Annotated in this window: 20 protein-coding genes; all 20 read left to right on the forward strand. The window is 45.7% G+C overall.

Annotation, left to right across the window (positions count from 1 at the left end):
* The first annotated feature begins 3 nt into the window (after positions 1–3).
* The gene (nuoN, locus tag MF542_RS16215; RefSeq protein ID WP_247021382.1) at positions 4–1,455 is read left to right on the forward strand and encodes an NADH-quinone oxidoreductase subunit NuoN; all 1,452 of its coding nucleotides are present in this window, start codon (positions 4–6) and stop codon (positions 1,453–1,455) included.
* Positions 1,456–1,490: 35 nt separating this feature from the next.
* Complete coding sequence (locus MF542_RS16220) at positions 1,491–2,240, forward strand: biotin--[acetyl-CoA-carboxylase] ligase (protein ID WP_247021384.1); 750 nt, start codon at positions 1,491–1,493, stop codon at positions 2,238–2,240.
* Positions 2,241–2,251: 11 nt separating this feature from the next.
* On the forward strand, positions 2,252–3,028 hold the full coding sequence (locus MF542_RS16225) for a type III pantothenate kinase (protein ID WP_247021386.1): 777 nt from the start codon (positions 2,252–2,254) through the stop codon (positions 3,026–3,028).
* 6 nt (positions 3,029–3,034) lie between these two features.
* Positions 3,035–4,714 carry a ribonuclease J gene (locus MF542_RS16230; RefSeq protein WP_247021388.1) on the forward strand — a complete coding sequence of 560 codons (1,680 nt, stop codon included), beginning with the start codon at positions 3,035–3,037 and terminating at the stop codon, positions 4,712–4,714.
* An 11-nt stretch (positions 4,715–4,725) separates the two neighbouring features.
* Entirely contained in the window at positions 4,726–5,130 is a 405-nt protein-coding gene (gene mce, locus MF542_RS16235) for a methylmalonyl-CoA epimerase (protein ID WP_247021390.1), read from the forward strand.
* 6 nt (positions 5,131–5,136) lie between these two features.
* Positions 5,137–5,394 (forward strand): DUF1467 family protein, encoded by a 258-nt coding sequence (locus MF542_RS16240; protein ID WP_247021392.1) that lies wholly within the window; start codon positions 5,137–5,139, stop codon positions 5,392–5,394.
* A gap of 400 nt (positions 5,395–5,794) precedes the next feature.
* Positions 5,795–7,108, forward strand: a complete 1,314-nt coding sequence (gene proS / locus MF542_RS16245; protein ID WP_247021394.1) for a proline--tRNA ligase — start codon at positions 5,795–5,797, stop codon at positions 7,106–7,108.
* A 14-nt stretch (positions 7,109–7,122) separates the two neighbouring features.
* Complete coding sequence (locus MF542_RS16250) at positions 7,123–8,370, forward strand: lipoprotein-releasing ABC transporter permease subunit (protein WP_247021396.1); 1,248 nt, start codon at positions 7,123–7,125, stop codon at positions 8,368–8,370.
* A gap of 4 nt (positions 8,371–8,374) precedes the next feature.
* On the forward strand, positions 8,375–9,052 hold the full coding sequence (locus MF542_RS16255; RefSeq protein WP_247021398.1) for an ABC transporter ATP-binding protein: 678 nt from the start codon (positions 8,375–8,377) through the stop codon (positions 9,050–9,052).
* Between the two features lie 50 nt (positions 9,053–9,102).
* Positions 9,103–9,528, forward strand: a complete 426-nt coding sequence (locus tag MF542_RS16260; RefSeq protein WP_247021400.1) for a DUF1761 domain-containing protein — start codon at positions 9,103–9,105, stop codon at positions 9,526–9,528.
* Between the two features lie 22 nt (positions 9,529–9,550).
* Positions 9,551–13,063 carry a DNA polymerase III subunit alpha gene (dnaE, locus tag MF542_RS16265; RefSeq protein WP_247021402.1) on the forward strand — a complete coding sequence of 1,171 codons (3,513 nt, stop codon included), beginning with the start codon at positions 9,551–9,553 and terminating at the stop codon, positions 13,061–13,063.
* Positions 13,063–13,815 carry an NUDIX hydrolase gene (locus MF542_RS16270; RefSeq protein WP_247021404.1) on the forward strand — a complete coding sequence of 251 codons (753 nt, stop codon included), beginning with the start codon at positions 13,063–13,065 and terminating at the stop codon, positions 13,813–13,815. The genes dnaE and MF542_RS16270 overlap by 1 nt, the downstream gene beginning before the upstream one ends.
* Positions 13,816–13,969: 154 nt before the next feature.
* The gene (gene rpsB, locus MF542_RS16275) at positions 13,970–14,764 is read left to right on the forward strand and encodes a 30S ribosomal protein S2 (protein WP_343265011.1); all 795 of its coding nucleotides are present in this window, start codon (positions 13,970–13,972) and stop codon (positions 14,762–14,764) included.
* 98 nt (positions 14,765–14,862) lie between these two features.
* The gene (gene tsf / locus MF542_RS16280) at positions 14,863–15,792 is read left to right on the forward strand and encodes a translation elongation factor Ts (protein ID WP_247021406.1); all 930 of its coding nucleotides are present in this window, start codon (positions 14,863–14,865) and stop codon (positions 15,790–15,792) included.
* Positions 15,793–15,966: 174 nt separating this feature from the next.
* Complete coding sequence (gene pyrH, locus MF542_RS16285; protein WP_247021408.1) at positions 15,967–16,689, forward strand: UMP kinase; 723 nt, start codon at positions 15,967–15,969, stop codon at positions 16,687–16,689.
* Between the two features lie 6 nt (positions 16,690–16,695).
* Positions 16,696–17,253, forward strand: coding sequence for a ribosome recycling factor (gene frr, locus MF542_RS16290; protein WP_247021410.1), 558 nt, complete (start codon positions 16,696–16,698; stop codon positions 17,251–17,253).
* 1 nt (position 17,254) lies between these two features.
* Positions 17,255–17,995, forward strand: a complete 741-nt coding sequence (locus tag MF542_RS16295) for an isoprenyl transferase (protein WP_247021412.1) — start codon at positions 17,255–17,257, stop codon at positions 17,993–17,995.
* Positions 17,996–18,007: 12 nt separating this feature from the next.
* A complete protein-coding gene (locus MF542_RS16300; RefSeq protein WP_247021413.1) occupies positions 18,008–18,820 on the forward strand; it encodes a phosphatidate cytidylyltransferase in 813 nt (270 codons plus the stop codon).
* 11 nt (positions 18,821–18,831) lie between these two features.
* The gene (locus MF542_RS16305) at positions 18,832–19,992 is read left to right on the forward strand and encodes a 1-deoxy-D-xylulose-5-phosphate reductoisomerase (RefSeq protein ID WP_247021415.1); all 1,161 of its coding nucleotides are present in this window, start codon (positions 18,832–18,834) and stop codon (positions 19,990–19,992) included.
* A 12-nt stretch (positions 19,993–20,004) separates the two neighbouring features.
* Entirely contained in the window at positions 20,005–21,114 is a 1,110-nt protein-coding gene (gene rseP / locus MF542_RS16310; RefSeq protein ID WP_247021417.1) for an RIP metalloprotease RseP, read from the forward strand.
* Position 21,115: the final 1 nt, after the last annotated feature.

The raw sequence follows: 21,115 nt of genomic DNA on the forward strand, positions 1-21,115 counted from the left end.
CCGATGAACGGTGAATTAAATCTATTCGTTGCTTTGCCAGAAATTATCATGGCAGTTTGGGCGATGGCTCTTTTGATGCTGGGTGTATTCCAGGGCGATAAGAGCTATAACCAGATTTCTAATCTAACAATCGTAGGCTTTATTGTGTGTGCGATTGTGATGCTGGTGAATGTAGGCGGTGAACGTCAGGTTGCTTTTGGTGGCATGTTTATCTCTGATGCATTTGCGGTGTTTATGAAAACGCTGGTATATGCTGGCGGCGCGGTTGTGCTTCTGATCTCAACCACATACCTGAAAGATCATAAGATCGCCCGTTTTGAATTCCCAATTCTAGTGATGCTTGCGTCTCTCGGTATGCTGCTGATGATTTCGGCAAACAGCCTTATGTCTCTTTACGTAGGCCTAGAGCTTCAGTCTCTATCTCTCTATGTATTGGCGGCAATGAACCGTGACCGTACGCGTTCTACAGAGGCGGGTCTTAAGTACTTCCTTCTTGGTGCACTAAGCTCAGGTATGCTGCTTTATGGTATCTCGCTGATTTACGGCTTTACTGGTACAGTAGATTTTGATGTTCTTGCTCAGGTTCTGAAAACAGAAGGTGCATCTAATATTGGTGCGGTTATTGGCATCGTGTTTATGCTGGCTGGTCTTGCATTCAAAGTATCTGCAGTTCCGTTCCATATGTGGACGCCAGATGTTTATGAAGGTTCTCCAACACCTGTTACAGCATTCTTTGCTGCAGCGCCTAAGGTAGCAGCACTCGCGCTCTTCATCCGTGTGATGGTTGGTGCATTCCCTGGTCTTATGCATGAGTGGCAACAGATTGTGATCTTTATCTCAATCGCTTCTATGCTTGTTGGTGCTTTCATTGCGCTTGTTCAAACAAACATTAAGCGTCTGCTTGCCTATTCTTCTATCGGCCATATTGGCTATGCCCTTGTTGGTTTGGCGGCAGGTACACAAGCTGGTGTTGAAAGCGTGCTGATCTATATCGCAATCTATCTAACCATGACGCTAGGTACTTTCGCATCAGTACTTACTATGCGCCGCAGCGAAGGTATGGTTGAGAATATCTCTGACCTTGCCGGTCTGTCTCGTAACAACCTGCCGATGGCAGTGGCACTCGCGATTTTTATGTTCTCACTTGCAGGTATCCCGCTCCTCGCTGGTTTCTGGGGTAAGTGGTATGTGTTCCTTGCAGCTGTAGAAGCAGGCCTGTGGCCAGTGGCTCTGATTGGTCTCCTCGCTAGTGTGGTAAGTGCATTCTACTATCTGCGCGTTGTTAAGATCATGTTCTTTGATGAACCAGCTGCGAGCTTTGATGGCAACCACGGTCGCTCTGTATCGTTTGTGATTGGTGTGTCTGCGCTGATTAACTCACCAGTGAGTTATATTCTGCTTGTTGCACCGCTAATTACAGCGGCTGGTTGGGCGTCTAAGGCGCTGTTGTTCTAGTGAACATACCATCTTTTGAAAATTGGGGAGCCTCGATGCCGCATGGTGTCGGGGCTCGCTTTTTTAATAGCTTAGATAGCACGAATATTAAGGCGACGGAGCTAGCAACTACTGGTGATAAAGGCCCAGTATGGCTTGTTGCTGGTACGCAAGATGCTGGCAGAGGGCGTCAGGGTAGGGTTTGGACATCAAAGCCCGGTAATCTATACACTTCCTTACTGTTCGCACCACATATCAAGCCTGTAGATGCTGGTGCATTGCCGTTTATCACTGCTCTTGTTGTACGAGAGACATTCGTCGGTCTGGGGCTTGAAAACGAGCAAGTGCAGTGTAAATGGCCAAATGACATCCTGATTAATCACAAAAAGGCCAGCGGTATTTTGATTGAAAGTTCTGCCGGAAGTAATGGCTATCTCGATCATGTGATTATCGGCATTGGTATGAATTTGTTACATAGCCCGACGGACGCTGCTTTTAAAGCTACCTCGTTTTTTGAAGAGACGAAGAAAACTGTTGAAGTAAGAGATGCGCTTCAGCTCCTCGCTCATAATATGAAAAAACGATTAGATAGCTGGATAGTAGGCCAGTTTGAATCTATTGGGCGAGAATGGACTGAAAATGCCTGGGGTTTAGGCGAAAAGAGAGAGATTAGAACCACTAGAGATACATTTGAGGGCACACTTTTGGGCCTTGATAGCCATGGTGGTTTAAAAATTTCAGTTCCAACTGGTGAAGAACAGACTATATATGCGGCTGATATTTTCCCAAGTTTATCTGGTAATTAGAGGGTAGAGTTATGCTGCTAACCATTGATGTAGGAAATACCAACACTGTTTTTGCTTTGCTTGAAGACGAGAAGACAGTGGAATTCTGGCGTTTATCTACAGTGGACCAGCGGACTGTGGAGGAATATATGGTTTGGATCAGCCACTTGATGGCTCTCCATGATCGTTCTCCTAAAGATGTGCACGGTGCCATCATCGCCAGTGTGGTACCGCAGGTGGTAAGGCCACTAAAGCAGCTTTGCGAGAAGTATTTTGATACTTCACCTCTTGTGGTGGGTGATCCTGGCGTTGATATCGGTGTTGAGGTTGATGTAACCAATCCAGGTGAGGTTGGTGCTGACAGGCTCGTGAATGCAGTAGCAGCCAATGATATGTATGGTGGGCCGCTTGTTGTGGTAGATTTTGGTACGGCAACAACTTTTGATGTGGTCGGCGAAACAGGCGCCTATCTTGGAGGCCTAATCTGCCCAGGTATCAATCTTTCTCTTTCTGCTCTTCATCAGGCCGCCGCAAAACTCCCTCGGATTGCTGTAACTGCGCCAGAAGATGATCGCTGTACGGGCAAAACTACGCTGGAAGCTATGCAGTATGGTATTTTCTGGGGCTATATTGGGATGATTGAAGGTATTGTAAAGCGCCTGAAGAAAGAGCACTCCGAAGATATGAAAGTGCTTGCGACAGGGGGCTTAGCACCTGTTTTCGCTGACTGGACCAACGCCATTGATGAAGTTAGTAGTGACCTGACCCTCGAAGGTCTTCGTATAATTTTTGATAATAACAATAAATAAGCATATATGGCCTACCTAAAACCAAAAGATAAAAGCCTTTATTTCCTGCCGCTTGGTGGTTCAGGAGAGATTGGAATGAACCTCAACTTATATGGCCATAAAGGCAAATGGTTGATGGTAGACTGCGGTATGATGTTTGGGGGGGAATATACCCCAGGTGTTGACCTTATTTTCCCTGATCCTGCCTTTATTGAGGACGAGAAAAAGCATATCTCCGGTTTGGTATTAACCCACGGACATGAAGATCATATTGGGGCGGTACCTTATTTATGGGGTCGGTTCCGTTGTCCAGTTTATGCTACAGCTTTCACTGCTGAGCTAGTTAAAGACAAGTTGAATGAAGTGGGCCTTCTTGATGAAGTCGAGCTGATAATTGTTGAGCCATCTCAGGCATATGATATTGGGCCATTTGGTGTGACTTATGTTCCTCTTGCGCATTCCATTGCGGAAGGGCACGGCATTGTTATACGTACAGAAAGTGGTACGATTTTCCATACAGGTGATTGGAAACTTGATGCTAACCCAATTATTGGGCCTGCATGCCCAGCTGATACACTTACTCAGCTAGGTCAAGAAGGTGTTCTGGCCCTTGTTGGGGATAGTACAAATGTCTTTAATCCTGAAAGTTCAGGTTCTGAAGCAGATGTTCAGAAAAATCTGATTGAAGTAGCAAAAGAGCAAAAGAACAGGGTGGTGATTACCACGTTTGCCTCTAACGTTGCGCGGTTGGAAACAATTGGTGCAGTTGCCAAGGCTACAGGCCGCAGCTTAGCTCTAATGGGGCGTTCTATGCACCGTGTTTATAATGCGGGTAAAGCAACTGGCTACTTTAAAGATTTTCCGCCACTTGTTGACGAAGAACATATATCGGATATCCCGCGTGATCGTATTTTGATTGCTTGTACTGGATGCCAAGGCGAACCGAGGGCAGCAATTGCCCGTATTGCCCGTGATGAGCACAAGAATGTTCATCTAAGCCCAGATGACACGGTTATCTTCTCCTCCAAAATTATTCCTGGTAATGAACTGGTTTTGGGAAGTTTGTTTAATAATTTATCATCAAAAAAGATCAATGTTATCACAGAGAAAGATGCCTTTATTCATGTATCAGGTCATCCAGGGCAGGCTGACCTGAAGCAGATGTATGAATGGGTGAAACCGCAAACAGCTATTCCTGTGCACGGTGAAGCACGGCATTTGATACGTCACGCAAAGTTCGCTCGTGAAATGGGTGTGAAGCATACATGTGTGCCAAAGAATGGTGATATCTTTGAGATTACAGTGGACGGTATTCATCTGGTTGATGAAGTGCCAGTTGGTCGCTTGGCGCTAGACGGGAAATATATTTCGTCAGTTGACGATAACGCGATTGTTGAGCGCCGTAGGGCTGCTGTGAGCGGGTTTATTACTGTTAGTCTTATACTGGATGATGATGGGGTGCTGTTGGCGGAACCAGCTGTTGCTATGCTTGGGATTCCAAAGGGGTATGATCCGGTTTTTCAGGATACAATAATAGACGCCGTTGAAACAGCGATCGAACGCCTGAATGCCAGAGGCTTAAAATCAAATAGAGATATTGAAGAAACTTGCAGAATTACCATTAGAAGGTTCTGCCGCACTGAAATAGGGAAAAACCCAGGCGTAGCCACGTTGATTACCTACGAACGAGATATGGATTTAGAATAGAGGATGGGCCAATGATTGGACGATTAAATCATGTAGCAATAGCTGTTCCAGATTTGGATGCTGCTGTTAAACAGTACAGAGATGTACTTGGCGCAAATGTTTCAGAACCGCTCGATTTGCCTGATCATGGTGTTACAACGGTTTTTGTAAATTTACCAAATACCAAGATTGAGCTTCTGTTGCCGCTTGGCGACGATAGCCCAATTGCTAATTATCTGGTGAAAAACCCTTCAGGTGGCATGCATCATATATGTTATGAGGTGGAAGATATTATGGCTGCACGTGATAAATTGGTGGAAGAGGGCGCTCGTGTTTTGGGATCTGGTGAACCTAAAATTGGAGCACATGGTAAGCCGGTACTATTCCTTCACCCAAAGGATTTTAGTGGAACATTGGTGGAAATTGAACAGGTCTAGAAACTGATGAACATAGCGACAATTATATTGGTGTTTGTTATTTCCTGGTGGATGGTCTTTTTTGCTGCGCTGCCTATTGGCGTGAGGGCACAAGACGAAACTGATGAGGAAATAACAGAAGGTACTGTACCAAGTGCTCCTTCCAATCCAAATCTGAAGAAGAAAATGTTCTGGACCACCATCGTAGCTATCCTGGTGACAATTGGGTATTATTACTTGGCAACGTCAGGACTGATTAGCTTTAGGGGCATGAAGCCTTCATAAGGGCTGAAATCTTAACCAAATAAAAAAAAGCGAAGCAATGAAGCTTCGCTTTTTTTGTTGGACCTGCTCATTGGCAGCTCTCAATCTATTTTCCTCCCTGAGCGTGGGCCACTATGATGTGTCCTCTATCGAACTCAGTGGCAAGAACTTATGTCAGCCAGCGCAAGTTTGTCATTAAGCTTAATGAAAAATTAAGGTTCTCGCTCATGTGCTTTTTTAGTAGTGAGGCAATTTTGCAACAGGTTTTAGCAGGAGGTAGCAGTTTCTTTTCATGAAAGGCAGTTTTCTTGGGCTTTTTTCTAATTCCCAAAGATTCTATTTGCCAATTGAACTGCATAACGGCAAAAGAAACAAAAGGCTTTCGCCACATTGTTTCATTGTAATTAAGAGAAGTAAGGTCATGCGTTTAAGTCGCTATTTTTTGCCGACCATCAAGGAAAACCCTTCTGAGGCTCAAATCGCTTCCCACAGATTAATGCTACGTGCGGGCATGATCCGCCAGGGTGCCGCAGGGATCTATTCTTGGCTGCCTCTGGGCTTACGTGTTCTTAAAAAAATCGAAAATATTGTTCGTGAAGAGCAAAACCGCGCCGGCGCTCTTGAAGTGTTGATGCCGACCATCCAGTCCTCAGAACTTTGGGAAGAAAGCGGTCGTTATGATGATTACGGAAAAGAAATGCTCCGCATCGAAGACCGTCATGGCCGCAATATGCTGTTTGGCCCGACAAACGAAGAGATGATCACAGATATCTTCCGCCGTGAAATTCACAGTTATAAAGACCTTCCAAAGAATCTTTATCATATTCAGTGGAAATTCCGTGATGAGATCCGTCCGCGTTTCGGTGTTATGCGTGGTCGTGAATTCCTGATGAAAGATGCGTATAGCTTTGATCTGACACCGGAAGAGGGCGTTAACAGTTATAATGCGATGTTCGTAGCCTATCTGCGTACATTTGCACGGCTCGGACTTAAAGCCATTCCTATGCGTGCAGATACTGGCCCAATTGGCGGTGATCTATCTCATGAGTTCCTGGTGATAGCCGAAACGGGTGAAAGCGAAGTATTCTTCCATAAAGATTTTGAAGGTATGGAATCTCTTGTCGATTTTCCTGCTGATGCTGAGGGCCTTCAGGCAATCGTTAATGAGTGGACGACACCATACGCGGCTACAGAAGAAATGCACAGCGAAGATGATTGCCCAGTTGAAGGGAATAATCTAATCCGCGGTCGCGGTATTGAAGTTGGGCATATTTTCTTCTTCGGCGATAAATACTCCAAGCCTATGAAAGCAAGTGTTCAGGGGCCAGAAGGGGAAATGCTGAATGTGCAGATGGGATCATACGGCGTTGGTGTGTCTCGTCTTGTAGGCGGTATTATTGAAGCATGCCATGATGAAAATGGTATCGTGTGGCCTGAAGCCGTTGCACCATTTAAAATTGGCCTGATGAACCTCGGTGCCAAGAATGAAGAATGTACAGCTTTCTGTGATGTCTTGTATGCAGAGCTTGAAGAAGCAGGTATCGAAGTGCTGTTTGATGACACGAAAGACGGTGCTGGCGCCAAGTTTAAGAATATGGACCTTATTGGTTTGCCTTGGCAGGTTGCTGTTGGACCACGCGGCCTTAAAAATGGCGTAGTTGAGCTGAAAAATCGCAAAACAGGTGAAAAAGAAGAGCTTACTAAAGAAGCGCTTCTCGCTAAATTTACAGCGTAGTTCGGAGAAAATAATTGCTGCAGAGAGGATTTGAATGGGGTGTTGCAAAGCGGTATTTACTGCGTCCACCGAAAGATGGCTACATCTCCCTTAATACAATTCTCTCTGTAATTGCCATTATGCTTGCGGTCACGGCACTGATTGTTGTGATGTCTGTAATGAATGGTTTCCGCGCTGGTCTCATAGAAAGCATCCTTGGCTATCAAGGGCATGCCGTCGTGCAGGGGTACGGTGGTCGCCTTTCTGGTTATAATGATATTTATAATAAATCTAAGGCATTACCTGGCGTTGTTAAAGTAAAGTATTACACGGAACATCAAGTGATGCTTACTCGCGACGGGCGTTCAACGGGGGCTATCGTTCGTGGTTTGCCGCCTGAGCAACTGACTGAAGATGGCCTTGGCGACGTCAAGGTTCTTACAGGTCAACTAAACAATGACGCTGATACTCCTGGACTAGTTCTAGGTTTCAGGCTCGCTCGTAAATTAGGCGTTACTGTTGGTGATACAGTTACTGTTGTTAGCCCCAATACAGTTTCCACACCTTTTGGCTCAACACTAAGATACCTTGGTTACCGGGTTGATGCTTTGGTTGAAATTGGCCTTTTCCAGTTTGATGATAGTTTTGTAGGGATGCCACTGGATGAAGCTCAACGGTTTTTCCAGATGGGTGAAGCTATTTCTAAGATGGATATCTATATCGAAGATCCTGATCAGATAGATGGTTTCTTACCTTTGCTAGAACAAGCTGTGGGCGGTAAGGCCTATGTGTTCGGGTGGCGTTCCTTTAACCCATCACTTCTTGAGGCGCTGAAGACAGAACGTATCGCTATGTTCTTGATTTTATGCCTTATCATTGTTGTTGCAGTGTTCAATGTTTCATCAAGCCTCGTTATGCTCGTGAAAGATAAATCCGGTGATATAGCTATCATGAGGACAATGGGAGCACGGCAAGGTTCTATCCGGAAAATATTCCTTATTGTTGGCCTTTCCGTAGGTGCGTTTGGTGTATTGTTAGGTGGAGCTTTAGCGGCGCTTATCATTGAGAACATAGTTGGTATTAAAGAATTTATCGAATGGGCATTCGGATTTAATGCTTGGGACCCGGCAACCCGCTGGATTTCTGAAATTCGGGCAGATGTTGATTGGACAGAAACTATCCTGATCATTGTAGTGGCTTTGGTGCTCTCATTCCTTGCTACAATATTGCCTGCGTTCCGTGCTTCACGCCTTGATCCTGTTACTATTCTTCGACATGAGTAGAAAAATGACGTCTGCGCTTAGCCTTAAAAATATTAATCGTTCTTTTGTACAGGGACATAAAAAAATTGACGTCCTTAAAGGCATTAATCTTGAAGTGAAACAGGGCGAACTGGTTGCTCTTCTGGGCTCATCTGGTTCTGGTAAATCAACTTTGCTGCAGATTGCAGGCTTGCTTGATAGTGAGTTCAAAGGTTCGTTGGAGATTGGTGGAGCTGCGGTAGAAGCAAAATCTGATGATATGCGCAGTGCGCTGCGGAGAGAAAAACTGGGCTTTATTTACCAATTCCACCACCTGCTACCCGATTTCTCTGCCCTGGAAAATGTTGCTATGGGGCTCCGCGTGGCTGGGGTGGGAGCTAAAGAAGCTAGCAAAAAAGCAGAAGAGCTTTTAGCTCGTTTAGGGCTTGCTGAGAGGCTTGATCATTTGCCTTCTAAGTTATCAGGAGGAGAGCAACAACGTGTTGCTATCGCGCGTGCGGTCGCGACTGATCCGGTATTGTTGCTGGCAGATGAACCGACAGGAAACCTCGATGAGGAAACCGCCGACCGGGTTCTTACACTACTTTTAGAAACAGTAAGGGAACGAGGGTTAGCAGCGGTGATCGCAACACATGATAAGAAACTGGCAGAAAAGCTTGACCGCAAAGTATATTTACATGATGGAATGCTAACACCTGCTTGAGTGTTGGAAGGTTAATAGGTACTCTTTCCTAAATCTCGGGAGGAAACATCATGATCGATCTTAATCTGGATACAATTAACTGGCTAACTGTTCTTGTTGGCGCTGTAATCTATATGTTCGTAGGTGGGTTATGGTATGGCCCTGTCGCTGGTAAAGCCTGGATGAATGAGATGGGCCTGACGGAAGAAGACTTGAAGGAAGGGTCAAGCCCTGCTGTGGCAATGGGTAAGAGTTTTATTGCTGCCATCGTGATGAGTTTTGGTCTTGCTTGGTTGATGTCCCAATCGTCCTTTGCTGAACTTACCGTTGCCGGTGGTGCTGTACTCGGTGCAGTTGTTTCTCTTGTGCTTGTTGGTGGGGCGACGTTTCCGAATTATGCTTTTGAAGATAAAAGCTTAAAGCATTTTCTTATTCATATGGGCAATGTTACCATTGCAATGGCGCTTATCGGCGCCATGATGGCTGTTTGGCGTTAATCTTACCGCGTTTGGAGTTATTATGAACTACGCAGACTTTGTTCATTTGCGTGTGCACACCGCTTATTCGCTTTCAGAAGGTGCAATCCATGTAAAGGATTTGGTGAAGCAGTGTGTAGGGCATAAAATGCCTGCGGTAGCCATGACTGACACCAACAACATGTTTGCAGCGCTCGAGTTTTCAAGCGCTGGGACTGGTATGGGTATTCAGCCGATTATCGGTGTTACACTTACTGTTAAAAACCCATATCGGGAAAATAAGAAGGGTGGCAAAGTTAAGGAGCAGCCAGAGGCATTGGTGCTGCTTGCGCAAAACGAAGAGGGATATCAAAACCTAATGAAAATCGTTTCCAAGGCGCACTTGGAAAGTGATGTTCAGGTAGGGGTACAGTTCCCTGTTAGTGGTTTTAAAGGATTTTCAGAGGGTATTATCTGTCTTACCGGCGGAGCAAATGGCCCTATTGGTCGTCTTATTCGTGATGGTAAAAATGAAGATGCCGAAAACTTACTTCTCCAGTTGAAAGAATATTTCGGTGACCGCCTGTATGTCGAGCTTCAGCGGCACGGTGAAGAATTTGAAGAAGAAACGGAAGAAGTCTTTCTTGATCTGGCTTATGAACACAATGTTCCTATTGTGGCAACAAACCAGCCGTATTTTGCCGGACCAGACATGTATCAGCCCCATGATGCACTTCTCTGTATGGCAGATAGTACCTATGTTGCAGTAACAGACCGACGTAAGCTGAACGCCGAATACCGTTTTAAAACAGCGGAGGAGATGAAGGAATTATTTAAAGATCTTCCAGAAGCTTATGAAAATACAGTAAATATTGCCAAGCGGTGCCGTATTAAAATTGATCCTATCGATCCGCTTTTGCCTAACTTTACTCAAGGTATGGATGTGTCTGAGGCTGATATGCTCAGGCAGGAATCCGAGGTTGGTCTTCGTGAAAGGCTAGACTTTAAAGCCAAAGAGGAGGGTTTAACGTCGGGCAAAGATCAAGAATGGGAAAAAGAATATTGGGAACGGCTCGATTTCGAGCTTGGCATTATCAACCAAATGGGGTTCCCTGGATACTTCCTTATCGTTGCTGATTTTATTCAATGGGCAAAAGATCATGATATCCCGGTTGGCCCCGGGCGTGGCTCCGGCGCGGGCTCGGTGGTTGCTTGGGTATTAAAAATTACAGATCTGGATCCGCTTCGTTTTTCACTGCTGTTCGAACGGTTCCTTAACCCTGAACGTGTTTCTATGCCTGATTTCGATATCGATTTCTGTCAGGATAAACGTGAACTTGTTATCAGGTATGTGCAGGAAAAATATGGGGCCGACCGCGTAGCGCAAATTATTACTTTTGGTAAGCTGCAGGCTAGAATGGTTGTGAAATCATGCGGGCGTGTATTGCAGCAGCACCATGGTGCTACTGACAGACTTTCCAAAATGATCCCGAATGATCCCGGTAATGCAATGACATTGCAGGAAGCTTTGGATAGTGAACCTCGATTGCAGCGGGAAGTGGATAGTGATGAACTTACCGCTAAGGTTATTGAACGCGCACTGAAGCTAGAGGGCTTTTATGCCCATTCATCAACGCACGCAGCGGGGGTGGTGATTGGCGATAGGCCTTTGGATCAACTGGTACCGCTTTACCGTGATCCTAAGTCAGATATGCCTGTGACCCAGTTTAATATGAAATGGGTAGAGCTTGCGGGCCTCGTGAAGTTTGACTTCCTTGGTTTGAAAACACTTACGGTGCTTGATCGCGCTGTAAAATATATCAGAGCGCGTGATATTCATATTGACCTAGCAGAAGTGCCGCTTACCGACGGCCCCGCATATGAGCTATTGCAAGCAGGCGAGAGTGCTGGCGTGTTCCAGCTTGAGAGTACAGGTATGCGTGCCGTACTTAAAGGTCTGAAGCCTGATAAATTTGAAGATATCATCGCGATTGTGGCGCTATATCGCCCCGGACCTATGGATAATATCCCTACATATGTGGACCGTAAACACGGCCGGTTAGAAGTAGAATACCCACATCCAATTCTGGAAGATATCCTCGGTGAGACATACGGCGTAATCATCTATCAGGAACAAGTGATGCAGATCGCACAGGTGATGTCAGGCTACAGCCTTGGCGAGGCGGATATCCTGCGCCGTGCGATGGGTAAAAAAATTAAAGAAGAAATGGATAAGCAGCGAGGCCGTTTCTGTGAAGGAGCCGTTGAGCGCGGTATCGATTACGAAAAAGCCAGCTATATCTTTGATCTCGTAACCAAGTTCGCATCATACGGCTTTAACAAATCGCACGCAGCTGCTTATGCGCTTGTTTCCTACCATACGGCATATTTGAAGGCGAATTTCCCTGTTGAGTTTATGGCGGCGATCATGACGCTGGATATGGGGAATACGGATAAGCTTGCGGCCTTCAAAATGGAATTGCAGCGGATGGAAATTCCGCTCCTTCTACCAGACATCAACCATTCTGATGTACCGTTTACTGTGGAAGCCGCGCCGGAAGTTTACTGTGAAGGCGGTGAAGACCCTCGGCATAACCTAGCGGTTCGCTATGCGCTCGGCGCCATCAAAGGGGTTGGTGAGAAGGCTATGGAAGCTATCGTTGAAGAGCGAAAAGCCAATGGCCCGTATAAGGATATGTTTGATTTCGCTGAACGTATTGACCCGAAATTGGTGAATAAACGCCAGATGGAGCGTTTGGCCGCGGCTGGCGCGTTTGATGGTTTATTACCTAATCGTGCGCAGGCGCATGCTGCAGCTGAAATTTTGATGCGTACAGCTCAAATGGAAGCTAAAGAGCGAGAAAGCAGTCAGGTAAGCCTGTTCGGTGGTGATTTGGCAGCAACGGTTGAGCGGCCAACGCTTCCGATCGTGAAGAGTTGGACTGATACCGAGCAGCTTGATGAAGAACGTAAAGCCATTGGGTTCTATATATCAGCGCATCCGCTGGATACGTACGAAACAGTACTTGAGCGCGAACGTATTGTGCCAGCGAAGGAAGTTTATACTGATCCGGGCTTGATTACGCAGACCGTGCGGATGGCTGGTGCTATTCTTGGGTATCGTGAAGGCATGACAAAGCGTGGTAATAAGTTTGGTCGCCTGACGCTTTCTGATCGAACAGATGCGTTTGAACTTATGGCCTTTGAGGATGATCTGGACCGTATGCGCCAGCTCGTAGAAGAGGGCGCCCCTATGGTGGTTTCTGTTCAGATCCGTAAGCGTGATGATGATGATAGTATTGGTCTTTCCTGTCGCGGTATGGAATCACTGGAGCATGTAGCATCGCAATCATCTAAGGGCCTATTTATTGAAGTTGAAGAAGCGAATGCCTTTCCTTCCATTAAAGCTGCCCTAGATCGTAAAGCAGGGGGGAAAGGTGCTGTTACAGTTCGTGTGCCTGTTGCTGAAGATAAGCGTTTTGCTGAATTCAGGCTTACAGGTAAATATAAGGTCACACCGGAATTGAAACAGGCCATTGCCGCTGAAATGGGGGTTCTTTCAGTAGAGGAAATCTAATGGCTAATGGTCAGAAAATAGTAACGCCGCTTCCTGCAGCATCTGTTTTACTTGTTCGAGACGGTGAAGCCGGGCTCGAAGTTTTAATGACAGAGCGCGCTAAAACCATGAAGTTTGCACCGGGAGCATTTGTATTCCCTGGCGGTAAAGTAGATGTGGCAGATAGCGAGCCAGAGTTTGTTGAACGTTATACAGATAGTGAGACCAGTGAACAGGATGTTGCGTTCAAGGTTGCTGTTTTAAGAGAGCTTTATGAAGAAGCAGGTATTTATTATTCGGTAGCCGAGAGAGATACACAGCCATCTGGTAGGAAACTCGTAGAGTTACTCTCTGAAAATGGAGATCAACTGGCTACTTCAAAGCTTGTGCATTTCGCCCACTGGGTAACACCTGAGCCAATTCCGCGCCGTTTTGATACACATTTTTACATTGTTCCTCATAACGGACAAACAGCTAAGCATGATGGTAATGAGGCGATTTCACTTCGCTGGGTAAGCCCTCGTGCTATTCTAGATGAGTGGGATCATGATAAAGTACCACTTATGTTCCCGACTCGTTTGAATCTTATGAAACTTGCTCGGGCTAATTCTGTTTATGAAGCGCTGAAGCAAGCCAAGGATGCTGAAGTCGTTCGTACGCTCCCGGTAATTGGTATGGATGAAAATGGCATGAAATTGACCATTTCTGAAGAATGCGGATACGGCGTTACACAGGCCACCATGAAAGAGATGGCTGTAGAAGCTGTAAAATAAGCAGAAAACACTTGATCTTTATATAATACCGGCCTATATGGGCCGCGACTTCACACGTAGGGAAGGCAGTTCTTCGAGTTGTTGATCGGCCATCCGGTGTCTCAAAGATGAGGCGCATCCCTACGGAGGCTTAACCGGAAAAGGAGTATATAGCATGGCAATGCCAGTAGTCGATATGCGCGCCCTTCTAGAAGCAGGCGTACACTTTGGTCACCAGAAACACCGTTGGAATCCTAAGATGGCTCCGTTCATCTTTGGCGAGCGCAACGGCATTCATATCATTGACCTTTCTCAAACAGTTCCATACCTGACACGCGCGCTTCAAGCTGTTCGCGATAAAGTATCAGGTGGTGGTCGCGTTCTTTTCGTTGGTACAAAGCGTCAGGCTTCTCCAATCGTTGCAGAAGCTGCACAGCGTTGTGGCCAATACTATGTAAATCACCGTTGGCTCGGTGGTATGCTTACGAACTGGCAGACAATCAGTCAGTCTATTAAGCGCCTTAAAGAGCTAAACGAAGTTCTTAGCCAAGAGCACACAGGCCTGACTAAGAAAGAAACTCTTCAGATGACTCGCCAGCGCGACAAGCTAGAGCTTTCTCTTGGCGGTATCCAGGATATGGGCGGCCTTCCAGACATTATCGTTGTTGTTGACACTAACCGTGATGATATTGCGATTGCTGAAGCTAAGCGCCTTGGTATTCCAGTTGTTGGTGTTATCGATACGAACTCTAAGCCAGATGGCATTGATTACCCAGTTCCTGGTAACGACGATGCAACACGCGCTATTCGTCTTTACACTGATCTGATCTCTGACGCTGTTCTAGACGGCATTCAGGCGGACCTTGCTGCACAGGGCGTTGACCTTGGTGCTGCAGAAGAATCTGCTGAAGAAGTTGCTGAAGAAGCAGCTCCTGCGGAAGAAGCAGCTACTGAAGAAGCAACAGCATAATTCAGTAACAATTCTATTGTATCCGCTCCGGGTGGCTGGTTATAGCCCGGAGCACTTATCTAATTACACTGAGTGTGAGATCTTGAAGGGGAACTCCAATGGCAAAAATTACTGCCGCTCTCGTTAAAGAACTGCGTGAACAATCTGGCGCAGGCATGATGGATTGTAAAAAAGCACTAGCTGAAACAGACGGTGACCTACAGGCTGCTGTTGATTGGCTGCGTACTAAGGGGCTTTCTGCTGCTGCAAAGAAATCTAGCCGTGTTGCTGCTGAAGGTCTTGTAGCTATGAAAGCTGCTGGCGCTAAAGCTGCTGTTATTGAAGTAAACTCTGAGACTGACTTCGTTGCTCGTAACGAACAGTTCCAGAGCTTTGTTGCTGACCTTGCTGGTGTTGTTCTTGAAACTGGCGCTACAGACGCTGAAGCAATTAAAGATGCTGCTTACCCTGGTGCTGATAAAAAAGTTGGTGAAGTACTAACTGATAACATCGCAACTATTGGTGAGAACATGAACATCCGCCGCGCTGCAACTCTTGAAGTTGAAGAAGGCATGGTTGCTTCTTATATTCACGGTGCTGTTGCAGACGGCATGGGTAAAATTGCTGTACTAGTTGGTCTTAAATCTTCTGCATCTGCAGATGTTCTTGCACCACTTGGTAAACAGCTTGCAATGCACATCGCAGCTGCAAACCCAGCGTCTCTTTCTGAAGACGATCTAGACCCAACAATTCTAGAGCGTGAAAAGCAAGTTCAGATGGATAAGGCTCGCGAGTCTGGTAAGCCAGAGAATATCATCGAAAAGATGATTGTTGGCCGTATGCGTAAGTACCTTGAAGAAATCGTTCTTCTGCACCAAACATTCGTAATTGATGGCGAAACTAAAATCGCTGACGTTGTGAAGGCTGCTGCTAAAGAAGCTGGTACAGATATTGAGCTAGTTTCATACGTTCGTATGGAAGTAGGCGATGGTATCGAGAAAAAAGAAGAAGATTTCGCTGCGGAAGTTGCTGCTGTAGCAGGCGCATAATATTCGTGCAAATCAATAAAAAAGACCCAGGGGACTTTCCTCTGGGTTTTTTTTGACCTCTACATCGTTTGTTGGGCTCAAGCGATTAAAAATAAAGATGAAAACTTAACTAGCCAACAACATTAGTTGAGGCTAAGCTGCCAACAGCCTATGTTGGTGTCAGGGGGGACAATTATGTCTACAGAACCAAAATATAAACGCGTTCTACTTAAGCTTTCGGGCGAAGCGCTTATGGGCAATGGCTCATATGGTATCGACCCTGAAACTGCTGCCCGTGTATCTGGTGAAATTCAGCAAGCGCGCGAAATTGGAACAGAAGTATGTGTTGTTGTAGGCGGCGGTAATATCTTCCGTGGCCTCAAGGGCGCAGCTGAAGGCCTTGATCGTTCCACAGCGGATTATATGGGCATGTTAGCGACAGTTATGAATGCACTGGCGCTTCAGAATGCTCTTGAGAAAATCGGTGTTGATACACGTGTTCTCTCTGCTATTCCGATGGCAAGTGTAAGCGAGCCATATATTCGCCGTCGTGCCATTCGTCATCTTGAAAAGGGCCGGGTAGTGATCTTTGCTGCGGGTACCGGTAACCCGTTTTTCACGACCGATACAGCTGCTGCTCTAAGAGCTGCTGAAATGAACTGTAATGCCCTTCTTAAAGGTACGCAGGTGGATGGTGTTTATAATGCCGATCCTAAGAAAGATCCGAACGCTGTTCGCTATGAGAATTTGAGCTATATGGATGTGTTGAAGCAAGACCTGAAGGTAATGGATGCTTCTGCGATTTCCCTTAGCCGTGAAAATAATATTCCAATTGTTGTCTTTTCTATTCATGCCCAAGATGAACTTGTAAATGTGCTGCAGGGTGGTGGTACATGTACAGTCGTGGGTGAGGAGTAAAAATAAATGAGCGATATTGATCTAGACGATATTGAGCGCCGCATGAACGGTGCGACTGAATCACTGAAAAGCGAATTTGCTGGCCTTCGTACAGGCCGTGCGAGCACAAGCCTTCTTGATACTGTGGTTGTAGATGTATACGGCGCCAATATGCCTATTAATCAGGTTGGTACTGTATCTGTTCCAGAGCCACGTATGCTTTCGGTACAGGTTTGGGATAAAGCAAACGCTTCAGCTGTTGAAAAAGCTATTCGTAATGCAGGCCTTGGTTTGAATCCAATGCTAGACGGACAGCTTGTTCGTGTGCCAATTCCTGAACTTAACCAGGAACGCCGTGCAGAACTGGCGAAAGTTGCAGCTAAATATGCTGAACAAGCTCGTATCGCTATCCGTAACGTACGCCGCGACGGTATGGATACGTTAAAGAAAGCTGAAAAAGATAAGACTATCAGCGAAGATGATCATAAAATGTACGCTGATGAAGTTCAGGACCTAACCAACAAGTTTGTTGGGCAGGTTGATGAAATGCTTGGCGTAAAAGAAAAAGAGATCATGCAGGTTTAGCATGGCTTTTTCTGCTTCTCCAATTACCGAAACGGGTCAATCATCAGCGCCCAAGCATGTTGCCATCATTATGGATGGCAATGGGCGCTGGGCCCAAAAACGTAAGCTTCCCAGAGCATTAGGCCATAAACGTGGTGCGGAAGCTGTAAGAGAAGCTATCGAAGGGGCACTAGAGACTGGTGTAGAGTTTCTAACCATTTATGCTTTTTCATCTGAGAACTGGAACCGTTCAGCGGAAGAGGTAAGCGATTTAATGGGGTTGCTGAAACTATACCTGTCTAAAGAAGTTAAATCGCTTCATAAGGAAAATATCAGACTTAATGTTATTGGTAACCGTAGCCGACTTTCTGATGATATTAAGAAAAGAATCCTTCAGGCCGAAGAACTGACTGCTAACAATACGAGACTTACTTTTACCATTGCGCTTAGCTATGGGAGCCGTGAGGAAATCGTTGAGGCTAGCAAGGAGCTTGCTGTGATGGTGCAAAATGGCGCCATTAAACCTGAAGAGATTAATGAAAATACCCTGAATTCACTTATGTTTACATCAGATCTACCTGATCCCGATCTGATGATTAGAACAAGTGGTGAGATGAGGCTTTCTAATTTCCTTCTTTGGCAGAGTGCTTATACAGAGTTTCTATTCCTTGATACATTATGGCCTGATTTTACTAAACAGCATTTTAGTGAAGCTGTAGAAACCTTTCTTTCAAGAGATCGCCGTTATGGCGGCAGGCCGTAAAGACACTCCACAATGCCTCTAGGACTTTCAGATAATCTTTTTAAAAGAGTGGTTTCAGCTGTCTCGCTGCTCCCAATAGTATTGGGTGTCATTTATCTGGGTGGCTGGTGGTTCTATGGGTTCCTTGTACTTGGCGGCGTTTTAATGTCGCTTGAGTGGAATAAAATGACGGATAATAATTCGTTACTTTCTCATGGGATTTTAATTGCAGTAACCCTTTTTGCGCCAGCAATAGCTATATCGACTGAAATAACTTGGCATGGATACGCGGAGGAGATTATTAGCCTGATAGTGGTTTGTTTCTTGGCTATTGGGTTAATCCGTCCTGTTGAGGGAGCTAAAAGTAAAGCTACGTTTATTGGTGCTATCTATTTGTTTGTGGCGCTGTTCAGTATTGCTCTACTGCGTATGCAGGATGCGCATGGATTGCTTGTATTTTGGGTGTTTATTTCGGTTTGGGCTATGGATGTTGGCGGCTATTTCGCGGGCAAATCCATTGGCGGTCCTAAACTAGCCCCCAAGGTTAGCCCCAAGAAAACCTGGGCGGGACTTATTGGAGGCATGCTATTAGCTGCTTTAGTATCTGCTGTGATCTCATGGGCTTTTGCTTGGAATGATATTTATCTTCTTTCCTTCGCAGGGTTTGTACTGGCATTTATTGCTCAGATTGGTGACTTATACGAGAGTGCAATTAAACGCCGTTTTGGCGTTAAAGATTCTGGTGCCTTAATCCCTGGCCATGGTGGTATCCTTGATCGAGTTGATGGCTTGGTATTTGCTGCACCCGCTGCAGTTATCGCTCTTAATTATCTGTCTGTGAGTTAAGGCGAAGAACAATGACAAAAACGATAAGTTTATTGGGAGCTACTGGTTCAGTAGGACAAAGCACACTGGAACTTATCCGCGAGCACCCAGGTAAATTTGAAGTACAGGCATTAACCGCGTTTAGCAGGGTAGCGGAACTTGCTGCTCTGGCATTGGAATTTAACGCTAACCTTGCAGTGATTGGTGATGAAACTAAATTAGCTGAGCTTAAAGAGCGCCTTCAAGGTTCAGGTATAGAAGTCGCAGCTGGCGAACAGGGGTTGCTAGAGGCTGCAGCTTATCCTTCAGATATGGTTGTGGCTGCAATTGTTGGAGCAGCTGGTCTACGACCAACACTTACAGCAGTAAGGCGCGGGGCGACTATTGCCCTTGCCAATAAAGAATGCCTTGTGTGTGCGGGCGAATTGATGATGAAAGAGTTGGAAGCTCATAATTCCACGCTTTTACCAGTAGATAGCGAGCATAATGCGATCTTTCAGGTGTTTGATGCAGAACACACACAAACAGTATCTCGATTGATCCTGACTGCGTCTGGTGGCCCTTTCTTAAACAGGGAATTGGCTGAGCTGAAAAACATTACACCGGCTCAAGCAGTTGCTCATCCAAATTGGGATATGGGCGCTAAAATTTCAGTAGATTCGGCTACTATGATGAACAAGGGCCTAGAAGTAATTGAGGCTTATCACTTGTTCCCCGTAGATAAAGAGCAGATTGACGTGCTTGTTCACCCTCAATCCGTTATTCATTCGATGGTTGAATATATTGATGGTAGCACGTTGGCTCAGCTTGGCTCTCCAGATATGGTTGTGCCTATTGCATCATGTCTTGCTTGGCCAGACCGTATCTCTACACCTGCAAAAAAGCTGAATTTAGCGGAAATAGGCCAATTGACATTCCTGGAGCCGGATTATGATAAATTCCGCTGTTTGGCACTAGCAAAAGAAGCTTTATATATTGGTGGTGCAGCTACTACAGTTCTAAACGCAGCAAATGAGGTGGCCGTAGATGCTTTCCTCAAAGAAAATATACCGTTTCTTGCAGTTCCAGAGCTTGTTTCAAGGACCCTTGAGAAATCTGACATGAAAGCGCCACATTCCCTGACGAATGTGTTTGAAATTGATCAGGAAGCTAGGAGGTTAGCCTCTTCGTTTCTTGATGTATATGCCAAGTAATCCGAGGAAAGCATGGAAACTGAAGGTCCTGGTTTGTTTTTAACTATTATCGCTTTCCTTGGCGGCTTTAGCGTATTGGTCTTTATCCATGAATGGGGCCATTATTCTGTAGCGCGTTTTTTCGGTATTCGTGTTGATACTTTTTCTATCGGTATGGGGAAAGAGATATGGGGCCGAACTGCAAAATCAGGCACTCGTTGGCGTATTAGTGCTATACCGCTTGGTGGGTATGTAAAGTTTTTTGGTGATGCGTCAGCTGCCAGTAACCCCGGTGATACTCCTGAAGGGCTTGCAGAAAAAGAAAAAGCTGAATGCTTCCATTATAAGCCAGTTTGGCAACGTGCTTTAGTTGTATTTGCTGGACCAGCGGTTAATTTAATTGCTGCTGTGCTTGTATATGCGGCTTTCTCTTATGGATATGGTATTAGAATTGCCGAGCCTGTGATTAATCAAATTCAGGCTGAATCTGCAGCCGAAAAAGCAGGTTTGCTGCCAGGTGATCGTATTCTGTCTGTCAACGGCTCCTCTATAGGCCGGTTTAGCGATATTCAAGACCAAGTGAGATTAAATCCCGGAAGAACTATTGAAGTGATTGTTGATCGGAATGGTCAGCAAACGGCAATTCCTGTCTTGCTTGATATTACCTACATGGAAGATCGGTTTGGAAACAGGTATCCGCTTGGTCGACTTGGAGTTAGTTCGAACCAGCTGAAAGTTTTGGATTTAGGTCTGGTGGGTGCATTGGGTGAGGGCGTTCGTCAAACTGTTTCAACAGCTGATATGATGCTTACTTCAATGGGGCAGATGATTCTCGGCATCCGATCAGTAAAAGAGATGGGCGGGCCAGCCAGAATAGCGAATATGGTAGGTGAGGCAGCTGCTATTAGTTGGGAGCGGTTTATTCTAATTCTTGCCTTATTATCGCTTAATTTAGGCATTGTTAATTTGTTACCGATTCCGGTGCTAGACGGCGGACATCTGGTGTTTTATGGGTTGGAGGCGATTAAGGGTTCGCCTCTTAGCAAGAAGGCTCAAGAGGCAAGTTTTATTGCCGGAATGGCCTTAATGCTAATTTTTATGGTGTTTGTGACACTGAATGACTTGCAATCTATGGCGCTCTAGG

Origin of the sequence: Kordiimonas laminariae, from assembly GCF_023008165.1 — a bacterium.
Lineage (GTDB): Bacteria > Pseudomonadota > Alphaproteobacteria > Sphingomonadales > Kordiimonadaceae > Kordiimonas > Kordiimonas laminariae.